The following is a 12,203-nucleotide window of genomic DNA, read 5'->3' on the forward strand; positions in this document are numbered from 1 at the left end:
GGCGCATCATCCGGGCCGGGCAGGCCGCCGGGCTGGTACGCGAGCACACCCGCCTGGACGAGGCGGCCGAGCTGCTCGCCGCGGTACCGACCGGGGCCCCGCTCAGCGGCCCGGCGCTGTCGACGACGAACCTGCAGCTGGCCGGTGCGGCCGTCCTCGCCGCAGCGAAGGCCCGTCCCGAGAGCCGCGGCTGGCACCGGCGCTCGGACCACCCAGCCACCAGCGAGAAGTGGGTGCGCACCATCCGGGTCGACCTGGACGAGACCGGCCGCACACGCGTCCGCAGCACCCCCGCCGGGCAGGACTGACCCGCCCCGGCCCGGCGGAGCGGGGGCCATCGGGCCGGCGGTCAGACCCGCGAGCCCACGCCGCCGTTGTCGATGCGGACGTCGGGACTCGACGGGGAGGCCGTCTCGAGCGGGCTGGCCGTGTCGAAGTCCGACTGCCACTGCTTCAGGCCGGCGGTCTTCTCGTTCTTGAAGGCCGTGGCGATCATCAGCTTGATGCGGTTGAGCTGGTTGACCTCCGAGGCGCCCGGGTCGTAGTCGATCGAGGTGATGTTGGCCTGCGGGTGGAGCTCGCGCAGCGTCTTGAACATGCCGCGCCCGACGACGTGGTTCGGCAGGCAGGCGAACGGTTGGGCGCAGATGATGTTCGGCGTGCCGTGCTCGATGAGGTGCATCATCTCGGCGACGAGCAGCCAGCCCTCGCCGGCCTGGGTGCCGAGACTGATGGCCTTCTGGGCGCGCGTGGCCATGTCGTGGATCCTCTCGGGGACCTCGAACTTGCCGTTGGTGCTCGCCAGGGCCCTGTCGGCGGTCTTCCGGGCCTGCTCGATGTACCACAGCGCCATCTTCTTGACGTGGCGCCCGGTCCTGCCCAGGCCGAAGTTCTCGTAACGCCACTGGCCGGTCTCGAGCGACTGGAGGAAGAAGCCCATGAGGCCGGGCATGACGGCCTCGCAGCCCTCGTCCTCGATGACGCCGATGACGTTGTTGTTGGCGTCCGGCTGGAACTTCACGAGGATCTCGCCGACGACGCCCACACGTGGTTTGCGCGGGATGTCGAGCAGCGGCAGCTCGTCGAACTCCCGCACCATCTGGCGGCACAGCCACCTGAAGCCGAGCCTGCGGCCCTCGGTGGGCGAGTACGACGGGTCGGCCATGAACTCGCGCACCAGCGTGTTCCACCGCCGGTAGAGCCTCATCGCCGAGCCCTCCTCGCGCTCGTACGGGCGCACCCGCAGCAGCACCTCCTGGAGCAGGTCCGTGAGGACCAGGCCCTGGATGGCCGAGTGGACGAGGGTCGGGGTCAGCTTGAAGCCCGGGTTGGACTCCAGCCCCTGGGCCGAGATGGCCAGCACCGGGACCCGCTCGTAGCCGGCGGCCTTCAGCCCGCGGCGCAGCATGCCGACGTAGTTCGTCGCCCGGCACATGCCGCCGGTCTGGGTGATCGCCACGACCGACTTGTCGGGATCGGCGCCGCCGGAGACGAACTTGTTGATGAGCTGGCCGATGACCATGATCGCCGGGAAGCAGGCGTCATTGTTGACGTACTTCAGGCCGCACTCCATGTCGGCGCGCGAGGCGTGCTCGAGCAGCTCCATCTTGTAACCGGCGCGCTGGAACAGCGGTTCGAGGACCTGGAAGTGGATCGGGGACATCTGCGGCAGGTAGACCGTGTGGGTCCTGCGCATCCGCCTGGTGTACGGCGGGGTCGAACTGGCCGGCACCGTGATCCTCTCCTCCACCGGACCGGGGCCGATCGTCGTGTCGACCTCGCGCGAGACCTCCTCGCGCTCGGCCGCGGCGGCGCGCAGCGAGCGCAGCCGGATCCTGGCCGCGCCCAGGTTCGAGGCCTCGTCGATCTTCAGGACCGTGTAGATGTCGCCGGCCTGCTCCAGGATGTCCTGCACCTGGTCGGTGGTGACGGCGTCGACGCCGCAGCCGAAGGAGTTCAGCTGCACCAGGTTGAGCCTCGGGTTGCTGCGCACCTGGGCGGCGGCCTCGTAGAGGCGGGTGTGGTACACCCACTGGTCGCGCACCCGCAGCGGACGGTTGAAACCGGTGGTGCGCATGCCGCTGGACAGCGCGTCCTCCGACAGGACGGCCATGCCCAGCTGGGTGATCTGGTCGGGGATGCCGTGGTTGATCTCGGGGTCGACGTGGTAGGGGCGCCCGGCCAGCACGATGCCGCGCATGTCGTGCTCGAGCATGTACTGCATGGCGCGGTCGCCCTCCGCCCTGATGTCGGCCTTGGCCCGGTCGAGCTCCTCGAAGCCGGCCGCGACGGCGGCCTCCGCCTCGGGCGGGGTGACGTCCCACTTGGCGAGGACGCCGACCAGGCGCTCGGCGAGCTTGTCGGGATCGTTGAGGTTGAGGAACGGGTCCATGAAGTTGATGCCGGGCTCGCGCAGGCGTTCGACGTTCTTCTCGATGACCTGCGGGTAGAAGGCGACGATGGGGCAGTTGAAGTTGTTGTCCGCCTCGGCGATCTCCTTGCGCTCGTAGCTGACGCAGGGCATCCAGATGTCCTTGACGCCGTGGTCCAGCAGCCACTCGATGTGGCCATGGGCCAGCTTGGCCGGGTAGCAGACGTTCTCGGAGGCGATCGACTCCATGCCCGACTCGAACAGGTCGTGGTTGGACCGGCCCGAGATCATCACCTTGAAGCCGAGCCGGGTGAAGACCGTGAACCACAGCGGGTAGTCCTCGTACATGCCCAGGGCGCGGGGCATGCCGATCTCGCCGCGGGTGGCATTCTTGTCGGTGAGCCGGCGGTAGGCGAACATCCGCTTGTACTTGTAGTCGTACAGATTGGGGATGTCGCTCTTCCTCGGCCTGGCCTCGAGACTGGCGCCGCGCTCGCAGCGGTTCCCGGAGACCTGGCGCGAACCGTCGTCGAAGGTCGTGATGGTGAGCTTGCAGTGGTTCTGGCACAGCTTGCAGATGCGCTGGCTGGACTCCACCGAGAAGCCCTCGAAGTCGCGGCTCATCATGGCCGAGACGTCGCCCGGGGCGGCGTGGGCCTTGGCGATGAGGGCCGCGCCGTAGGCGCCCATGTGGCCGGAGATGTTCGGGCGCTTGACGTCGACGCCGGTCAGCAGCTCGAAGGCGCGCAGCACGGCGTTGTTCAGGAAGGTGCCGCCCTGGGCCACGACCCTGTCGCCGAGCTCGCCGGTGTCGCGCAGCTTCATCACCTTGTAGAGGGCGTTGCGCACCACCGAGTAGGACAGGCCGGCGGAGATGTCGGCCATGCCGGCGCCCTCCTTCTGGGCCTGCTTGACCGAGGAGTTCATGAACACGGTGCAGCGGCTGCCGAGGTCGACGGGGGCCCCGGCCTGCATGCCGGCCCTGGCGAAATCGCGCACATCGGTGCCCATCGTCTCGGCGAAGGTCTGCAGGAAGGAGCCGCAGCCGGCCGAACAGGCCTCGTTGACGGCGATGGAGTCGACGACGCCCTCGCGGATCTTGACGAACTTCATGTCCTGGCCACCGATGTCGATGACGCTCGTCACGCCGGGGCAGACGGCCTGGGCGGCGCGGAAGTGGGCCATCGTCTCGATCTCGCCCTCGTCGGCGTGCAGAGCCGTCTTGACGAGGTCCTCGCCGTAGCCGGTGACGCAGGAGCGGGCGATCGTCGAGCCCTCGGGCAGGGCCGCGATGACGTTCTCGGCGATGTTCACGGCCGCCTGGACCGGGTCGCCCCGGTTGGAGTCGTAGCTGGAGTGGACGATCCTGCCGTCGTCGTCGATGAGGACCGACTTGATGGTCGTCGAGCCGGCGTCGACGCCGAGGTAGAGGTCGCCGACGGCCTGGCTCATGTCGGCCTGCTCGACGTCGACGACGCCGTGGCGCTCGTCGAACTCGGCGCGCTCGGTCTCGTCCAGGAACAGCGGGCGCAACGTCTTGGAGGCCACCGAGGCCCCGCCCGCGTCGTCGAGCATCCCGGCCAGGTGCGTCAGCGAGAGAGTCGGGCCGTCGGCCAGGAAGGCGGCGCCGATGGCGACGTACAGCTGGCCGTCGTCGGGGGTGACGTAGTCTCGGACGTGCTCGCCGAGGACGCGCTTGAAGGCCTCGCGCAGCTCGGGCAGGAAGTGCAGCGGGCCGCCCAGGAAGATGACCTCGCCGCGGATGGGGCGCCCGCAGGCCAGGCCGGCGACGGTCTGGGTGGCGACGGCCTGGAGGACGGAGGCCGAGATGTCCTCGTGGCGGGCGCCCTGGTTGATGAGCGGCTGCACATCGGTCTTGGCGAACACGCCGCACCGCGAGGCGATCGGGTAGAGGTTCTCGTAGCGGCTGGCCAGCTCGTCGAGGCCGCCGGCGTCGGTTCGCAGCAGCGAGGCCATCTGGTCGATGAAGGCGCCGGTGCCGCCGGCGCACGAGCCGTTCATGCGCTGCTCGGGGGTCGGGTGGAGGTAGGTGATCTTGGCGTCCTCGCCGCCGAGCTCGATGACGACGTCGACGCCGGGGTTCAGCTGCTCGATCGCCTCGGTCGCGGCGACGACCTCCTGGATGAAGCCGACGTTCATCATGCGGGCGACCCCGAGGCCGCCCGAACCGGTCATGGCGATCTTGAAGGTGTCGTTCGGGAAGTGCCCGCCGATGTCGAGCAGGAGCCGTTTCATCTCCCCGCGAACGTCGGCGTTGTGGCGCCGGTAGTCGTTGAAGAGCATCTCGTGGCCGCGCATGACTGCCGCCTTCACCGTCGTCGAGCCGACGTCCAGGCCAAGGCGCAGGACTTCACCAGTCATCCGTCCTCCTTCGGGGACCGGGCGAGCACCGTCCAAAAACAGAACGCCCATTCTGTTTCAGGGTAGGGCAGTCCCCCGCTTCTCACAACACCGGCGCCCTGTCCGGACGGTGTGAGTCCGCACACGGGTCCACGACCGGGTCCCGGCAGGCCTCGAGACGGCGCGTGCTGTCCGGCTCCCGGAGGACCGCCGGTAAGAATGAGGCATCCAGGAATGAGGCATCGCCTCCGAGACGGGGCGCCGCCCCCTGAAGGACTCACCATGTCAGCTCACCTGCCCGGACGCGCCCGCCCGATCGCCGCAGTGCTCGACTGCGCCCTCGCCGGCACGGTCCTGCTGAGCGGCTGCGGGCCGGGGACGTCGGGGGAGGCGGCCGCCGACCCCGTGCGGACCAGCCTCGAACGGCTCGTGGCGGCCATCCCCGATGACGCCCAGGTGTCCGTCGTGGGCTCCGACGGCGATGTCATCACAGCCGGCGAGGTGAGCGAGAGCACCGCGTGGTCGACGATCAAGGTGCCGATCGTCATCGAGGCCCTGCGCGAGGGCGGGGACGAACTCGACGAGCAGGCCAGGGAGGCGATCACCGAGTCGGACAACGACGCGGCGAGCACACTGTTCGCCACGCTCGGCGGCGGCTACCAGTCCAGCACCAGGGTCGACAACCTGCTGCGCGAGGCCGGCGACGAGACGACGCTGACACTGCCGAACGCGGCGCTCGGCGGGGACACGGGCTTCGGCATGACCCAGTGGTCGAGCGCCGACCAGGCGCGGTTCGCCTCATGGCTGGCCTGCTCCGACGACGAGGCCGCCGACCACGTCTACACGCTCATGTCCGATCTGGTGGACGCCCAGGCGGTCGGCATCGAGACGGTCGCGGGCGGGCACGCCAAGTCGGGCTGGGGCACCAACGAGAGCACCGGGGTCTCGACGATGCGCCAGCTGGGCGTCATCGACACGGGCTCGGGCTTCATCGCGATGAGCATCATCATCACCGGCGACGACTACCAGGATGTCATCGGCGAGATCACCGTGCTGAGCGACTGGCTGGCCGGGCACGAGGACGAGCTGCCGACCTTCCGGTGCGGCGCCTCAGGCGGCTGACCGCCGATCGGGTGCGGAACGCGCCCGGTCGGGTTCTGCACATAGGATTTGCGGATGCTTCTCCTGGAGGTCTCCTCGTCCGTCAGCGTCTCGCTGTTCTGGATCGTCCTGGCCGCGCTCGTCGCACCGGCGATCGGCCATGCGACCAGGCGGGTCCTGCCCGAAGTGGTCCTGCTGCTCGGCCTCGGCGTGCTCATCGGCCCGTCCGGCCTCGCGCTCGCCGGAGCCGGGGACCTCGAGATGCTCGAGCAACTCGGCCTGGGTCTGCTGTTCCTGTCGGCCGGTTTCGAGATCGACCCGAACGATCTGGTCGGACGCCAGACGAAGTCGGCCGCGATCACCTGGCTCGTCTGCCTGGTGATCGGTTTCGGGGCGGGCATGCTCATCGTCCCCGGGCACAGGTGGTTGAACGCCGCGGCCCTGGCCATTGCGCTCAGCTCGACCGCGCTGGGCACGCTCATGCCGATCCTGCGCGAGCAGGGCGTGCTCGGCAAGCCGTTGGGCAGGGCCTTCATGGCGCAGGGCACGGTCGGCGAGCTCGGCCCGGTGGCGGCGATGGCGATCCTGCTGTCGAGCAACTCGCCGTGGGTGGGCGCGCTCGTCCTCATCGGCTTCGGCGTCCTGACGGTGGGCCTGGCGCTCTTCACCCGCCACCGCATGAAACGGGCGGCCCACCGGGTCAACGACCAGCTCCAGCACATGAGCGAGGCGGAGCGTCAGGACGTCTACCAGCGCGTCATCGACTGGTTCGTCCACACCGGGGAGCACCGCCTGACCCAGGGCATCATGCGCACCATCATGCTGCTGCTGACCGGGCTGATGGCCCTGGCCGCGCTGTTCGACGTCGACGTGGCACTCGGCGCCTTCATGGCGGGCCTGTGCCTGCGCCTCATCGTGGGCGGCCACACCAATCCGCTCGAGGAGCGCATCTCGGTGCTGGGCAACAGCTTCTTCATCCCCGTCTTCTTCGTGATGAGCGGCATGGGCATCTCCCTGGACGCGGTGCGGTCGAGCCCGCTCACCGTCGTCGCGGCCTTCTTCGCGGTGCTCGTGACGCGCGGCATGCCGGTATGGCTGGCCGAGCGCTTCACGAACACCGGTTCGGGCGTCGCGCCCGGCGCCGAGCGGGCGCAGCTGGCCTTCTACTCATCGGCCGGGTTGCCGATCATCGTCGCGGTCACCGAGGTGGCGGTCTCCCAGGGGCTCATGCCCGCCGCGCTGGGCTCGTGCCTGGTGGCGGCCGGCGCGCTGACGGTGCTGTTCTTCCCGCTCACCGCACGCGCCCTGGGCCGTCTCGAGAAGCCTCCGGGCGGGCCGGGTGCCGCCGTGTCGGGGCCGATCGCAGCGCCCCCTCCCCGCAGACACCGCGATCTTCGGAGACACAGCGGATAGCGGATGCATGCGCGGCGCCGAGGCAGAGGTGCGGCGTTCGCGATCAGCATGGCAGGGGACTGCAGCCGGCCGGGGCGGGGCGCCGGGCGGTTCAGGCGTCCCGCCTGCTGAAACCGAGCAGCCACAGCAGGTAGAGGCCGCCGATCGCCGAGCTGACCAGGCCGACGGGGATCTGGAAGGGCGCGAGCACTCGCTGGGCCAGCAGATCGGCGGCGCCCAGCAGCGCCCCGCCCATCACCACGGTCGGCCAGAAGGCGATGCCCGGGCTGCCCGCCAGGCGCCTGGCCAGCTGCGGGGCGGCCAGGGCGAGGAAGCCGATGGGTCCGGTGACGGCCACGACGACGGCCACGAGCAGTACGCCGTGGACGAGCATGACGAGGCGCTGGCGCGCCGGCCGCACGCCCAGCCCGGCGGCGCTGTCGTCCCCGAGCTCGAGAATGCGCGCCGGCCGCGCCAGCCAGACCAGCTGCGGCAGCAGGACGGCCATGGCGATCGCCAGCGCCCCGGCCTGGGCCCAGCCGATCGTGTTGAGGCTGCCGAACCGCCAGGCCTTCGCCGCCTCGGCCGACTCCAGCGGGGCGCGGCTGATGAGGTACTCGTCGACCGCCGAGATCATGGCGGCGACGGCTATGCCCGCCAGTACGAGGTTCTCGCCGGCAATGCCGCGCCGGATCGTCACCATGACCACCAGCGCCGCCGTGAGGAAGCCGCCGATCGTCGTGCCGAGGGCCAGCGAGGCGATGCCGGGGGCGCCCATCAGGACGATGATGACCAGGCCGCCGGCACTGGCGCCGGTGGTGAAGCCGACGATGTCGGGGCTGCCCAGCGGGTTGCGCGAGAGGGACTGGAAGACGGCGCCCGACAGCCCCAGACCGGCGCCGGCGAGCCAGGCGGCGGCGGCCCGCGGCAGCCGCTGCTGGAGGACGATGAACCGGTCGGTCTGCGAGCCCGCGCCCCGCAGCACGTGGACGACGCCGGCCGGGTCGAGATCGTAGGAGCCGGTCGCCACGGCCAGCACCGCGACGACCAGCGCGGCCACGACGAGGCCGGCGGTGACGACCAGGGCGCGCGGGCGCACGGGCAGGCGCCCGCCGGGCACGGGCAGCGAGGGCACCGCGGACCCGTCGTGCCAGATGTCCGCCCGCCCGCTGCGGCCCGCCGGCGTGCTCATCGCCCCCTCCTCACCACGACCAGGGCGAGCAGCACGGGGGCGCCGATGAAGGCCGTGACGACGCCGGCCTCGATCTCGTCGGGGCGGGTGATGACGCGTCCCATGACGTCGGCCGCGAGCACCAGGGCCGGGCCCCCGACGATCGACAGGGGCAGCAGGCGGCGCTGGTCGGGGCCGATGACGAGTCGGAAGACGTGTGGGACGACCAGGCCGACGAAGCTGATCGGCCCCGCCGCCGCGGTGGCGGCGCCGCACAGCAGGGTGATGGCCGCCAGTGAGGCGACGCGCACGATGCCGAGGCGGACCCCGAGAGCGGCGGCCTGCTCGTCGCCGAGGCCCAGGACGTCGAGACTGCGCCCGCAGGCCAGCGCGACGACGAGCCCGGCCCGCGACGAACGGGGTGATCCAGGCCAGCGTGGTCATGTCGCGGTCGGCGAAGGAGCCGAGGGTCCAGAAGCGGTAGGAGTCGAAGGCGTCGGTGTCGTACATGGTGACGGTGCCGGTGACCGAGCCGAGGGCGGCGGCCAGTGCGACGCCGGCGAGCACCAGGCGGGCGTGCCCGGCGCCCGGGCGCCGCCTCGCCATCATCTGCACGAGGACGGCGGCCGCGGCCGAACCGACGAATGAGAACCAGACGTAGCCGGAGACGGCGTCCGCGTGCCCGAAGGCGATGGCCAGCACGACGGCGAAGGAGGCCCCCGCGTTGACGCCCAGCACGCCGGGCTCGGCGAGCGGGTTGCGGGTGAGCGCCTGCATGACGACGCCGGCGGCGCCGAGCGCCGCGCCCACCACGACGGCCACTGCGGTGCGGGGCAGACGCAGCTGCCAGACGATGATCGAGGAGGCGCTCCGGTCGTGGGCGAAGAGCCCCTCCCACACCTGGCCGAGCGTCAGTGGGCGCGAGCCGACGGCCATGCTGATAAGCGCCAGAAATATCACGACGGCGAGTCCCAGGAGCACGACGAAAGCCGTTCGGCAACGGCTTTCAGCTGACAGCACAGATGCTCTGGACATACCCTGAAGCCTATTCGACGAAGCTTAGACTTCCCTCATGACCACACGCATTCAGCGCCGCACGCTCGGTCTCGGCGTCCTCGCCGCGGGCGCCGCCCTCGCCGGCTGCTCATCCGACGAATCAGGATCGACCGGTTCGCCGGCCGCCTCGGCCACCGCGTCGGCCGGCCACCTCGTCCCCCGTGGCATGGCCGAGGGCATGGGCAGCGGTGCCGCCGACGGCGTCTGGCCGCGCACCGTCGAGCACTACAAGGGCGGGACGACGATCGACGCCGAGCCCGGCCGCGTCGTCGTCATCTCGACCGGTCAGATCGACGCGGCCCTGACGCTGGGCGTCATGCCCGTCGGCTCCACCGGTGTCGACGGCTCCGACATGGTGCCCCAGTACCTCTACGACGCCTTCGCCGACAGGGGATCCGAGCTGGACGCCATCACCTATGTCGGCAGCCGCACCGAGCCGAGCATCGAGTCGATCGCGAACCTGGACGCCGATCTCATCCTGGTGAACTCGGCCGGCAAGAACATCGACACCCTCTACGACAGCCTGACGGCACTGGCCCCGACCGTCGTCACGAAGGGCACCGGCCTGTACTGGAAGCAGGACTTCCAGCTCGTCGCCGACGCCCTCGGCAGGCTCGGGCAGGCGCAGAACTGGTTGACGAGCTATCAGGATGATGCCGCCGCGTGGGGCGCCGGCCTGTCGAGCGTGCCGACCGTCTCGTTCTTCAACAGGACCTCGGACCGCACCCGCATCTACGGGCTGGCCTCGTTCTCCGGCTCGCTGGCCGAGGACGCCGGGCTGGCTCGTCCCGAGAGCCAGAGGTTCGAGGACACCTCGCAGGACATCGACGACGAGAACCTCGACCGGGCCGACGCCGACTGGATCTTCTACGGCGTCCAGTCCGGCGACGGCTCCGAGGTCACCTCGTCGGCGCTGTGGTCCACGCTCGGCGCGGTGGCGAACGATCAGGCCGTGCAGGTGGACAACGACCCCTTCTACCTGAACGCCGGCCCGACCGCCGCGGCCACCGCGATGGCCGTGCTGCAGGAGCACATCAAGTGAGCGCGGCCCCGCGGGGCGGGCCCGGTGACCCGGGCGCCGTCCCGCAGAGGGCCCCCGGGACCGGGGCGGGGCTGAGCGTACGGGGGTTGGCCATGCGCTACCCGCACGGCGACCCGGTCATCGAGCAGTTGACCGTGGACATCGCGCCGGGCGCGTTCACCGTGATTCTCGGCCCGAACGCCTGCGGGAAGTCGACCCTGCTGCGGGCACTGAGCCGTGTGCTCGCCCCCAGCGGCGGCCAGGTCCTGCTGGACGGGCGCGATGTGCACTCGTACTCGCCGAAGGCGCTCGCGCGCAGGGTGGGTTTCCTGGCGCAGTCCTCGCTGACGCCCGACGGCATCACCGTGCGCGAGCTGGTGGCGCGCGGGCGCTACCCGCACCAGGGCCTGCTGAGGCCCTGGTCGATCGAGGATGAGAGGCAGGTGCGCGCCGCCATGGAGCGCACCCATGTCGCCGGGCTGGCCGCCCGCCCGGTGGCGAATCTGTCGGGCGGCCAGCGCCAGCGGGTGTGGATCGCCATGGCCCTGGCCCAGCAGACCGACATCCTGCTGCTCGACGAGCCGACCACCTACCTCGACCTGGCCCACCAGGTGGACGTCCTGGAGCTGTGCCGCGAGCTCAACCAGGGGCTGGGCACGACGATCGTCGCGGTGCTGCACGACCTCAACCAGGCCTGCCGCTACGCGGACGAGGTCATCGCCATGCGCGACGGGGCGATCCTGGCCAGCGGGGCGCCGTCCGACGTCGTCACGCCAGAACTGGTGGAACAGGCCTACGGGCTGCCGGTGGGCGTCTTCACCGACCCGATCACGGGGACGCCGCTCGTCCTGCCGCGGGCCCCGGGCGACGGCCCGTAGCGGGCCGGAGCGGGGCACGGGACCACCGGAGGGCGCCCGGGGCGGCTACACTTCATGGATTGAACGATGTTCAGCCGGTTCCCGGGGCCCGCCCCGGAGCCGGATCGGACAAGGAGGCGGTTGCATGGAGCACCGGACCGCCCGCCCGATCGGCGGGGACGACCCGACGGGCGCCTTCTGGCGGGCCCACCAGGAGGGGGCGCCGATCGCGCTGCGCACCTCGGGCACCACCGGCGCCGCGCGCACCATCGTGCGCAGCACGGACTCCTGGGTGGACTCCTTCGCGCCGCTGGCGGCGCGCATGGGTCTGGGCCCCGCCGACACGATGTGGCTCCCCGGCCCGCTGGACTCCACGATGAACCTCTTCTCGGCCTGCCTGTGCGAGTACGTCGGCGCCGCCTGGAGCCGGCGCCCCGAGCGCGCCGGCTGGGCGACGCTGACCCCCTCGTCCCTCGCGCAGGCGCTCGGCGCTCATCCCCCGATGAAGGCCCTCGTCGCCGGTGACGGGCTGCCCGTGCGGAGCTGGGAACGCGCCACGGCCAGGGGCTGGACGGTGCTGCACTACTACGGGGCGGCCGAGCTCTCGCTCGTCGCGCTGGGCCGGCACGCGCAGGACCTGCGTCCCTTCGACTCGGTCGAGATCGACACCGCCGACGGGCGCATCTGGGTGCGCTCGCCGTGGCTCAGCCGCGACCGCCTCGACCCCGACGGGCCCGGCGGGCTCGTCCGGCGCGAGGACGGATTCGTCACGGTCGGCGACCGCGGCGAGCTGAGCGGCGGGCTGCTGCGCGTCTGGGGCCGGGACGGGGCGGTCACCACCGGCGGCGCGACCGTCGAGCTGGCGCCGCTGCG

7 protein-coding genes and 3 pseudogenes are annotated in these 12,203 nt (G+C 71.2%); 6 read left to right on the top strand and 4 right to left on the bottom strand.

Annotated features, from left to right (window positions below; all coding sequences use genetic code 11):
- Nucleotides 1-308 (top strand): annotated as a pseudogene (locus R2N01_RS09555) (hypothetical protein); the annotation flags it as partial.
- 41 nt (nt 309-349) lie between these two features.
- Here R2N01_RS09555 and R2N01_RS09560 read toward each other — a convergent pair.
- Nucleotides 350-4,753 carry an acyl-CoA dehydratase activase-related protein gene (locus tag R2N01_RS09560; protein ID WP_316670605.1) on the bottom strand — a complete coding sequence of 1,468 codons (4,404 nt, stop codon included), beginning with the start codon at nt 4,751-4,753 and terminating at the stop codon, nt 350-352.
- Between the two features lie 261 nt (nt 4,754-5,014).
- Between R2N01_RS09560 and R2N01_RS09565 the strand changes: the two genes are divergently transcribed.
- On the top strand, nt 5,015-5,854 hold the full coding sequence (locus R2N01_RS09565; protein WP_316670606.1) for a hypothetical protein: 840 nt from the start codon (nt 5,015-5,017) through the stop codon (nt 5,852-5,854).
- Between the two features lie 54 nt (nt 5,855-5,908).
- A complete protein-coding gene (locus tag R2N01_RS09570) occupies nt 5,909-7,246 on the top strand; it encodes a cation:proton antiporter (RefSeq protein ID WP_316670608.1) in 1,338 nt (445 codons plus the stop codon).
- A 91-nt stretch (nt 7,247-7,337) separates the two neighbouring features.
- On the opposite strand, the gene R2N01_RS09575 is transcribed toward R2N01_RS09570, so the two are convergent.
- The 3 genes and pseudogenes from R2N01_RS09575 to R2N01_RS09585 all read right to left on the bottom strand — a co-directional run.
- Complete coding sequence (locus R2N01_RS09575) at nt 7,338-8,417, bottom strand: iron chelate uptake ABC transporter family permease subunit (protein WP_316670612.1); 1,080 nt, start codon at nt 8,415-8,417, stop codon at nt 7,338-7,340.
- Entirely contained in the window at nt 8,414-8,785 is a 372-nt protein-coding gene (locus tag R2N01_RS09580) for an iron ABC transporter permease (RefSeq protein ID WP_316670613.1), read from the bottom strand. The genes R2N01_RS09575 and R2N01_RS09580 overlap by 4 nt, the downstream gene beginning before the upstream one ends.
- Before the next feature lie 79 nt (nt 8,786-8,864).
- A pseudogene (locus tag R2N01_RS09585) lies at nt 8,865-9,431 on the bottom strand (iron chelate uptake ABC transporter family permease subunit); the annotation flags it as partial.
- 37 nt (nt 9,432-9,468) lie between these two features.
- On the opposite strand from R2N01_RS09585, the gene R2N01_RS09590 reads away from it, so the two are divergent.
- The 3 genes and pseudogenes from R2N01_RS09590 to R2N01_RS09600 form a co-directional block, all read left to right on the top strand.
- Nucleotides 9,469-10,494: an iron-siderophore ABC transporter substrate-binding protein gene (locus R2N01_RS09590; RefSeq protein WP_316670609.1), complete on the top strand. Its 1,026-nt coding sequence runs from the start codon at nt 9,469-9,471 to the stop codon at nt 10,492-10,494.
- Nucleotides 10,491-11,351 (top strand): ABC transporter ATP-binding protein, encoded by an 861-nt coding sequence (locus R2N01_RS09595; protein ID WP_316670611.1) that lies wholly within the window; start codon nt 10,491-10,493, stop codon nt 11,349-11,351. The genes R2N01_RS09590 and R2N01_RS09595 overlap by 4 nt, the downstream gene beginning before the upstream one ends.
- Nucleotides 11,352-11,475: 124 nt before the next feature.
- Nucleotides 11,476-12,203 (top strand): annotated as a pseudogene (locus tag R2N01_RS09600) (o-succinylbenzoate--CoA ligase); the annotation flags it as partial.

The organism is uncultured Propionibacterium sp. (genome assembly GCF_963539965.1).
Lineage (GTDB): Bacteria > Actinomycetota > Actinomycetes > Propionibacteriales > Propionibacteriaceae > Propionibacterium.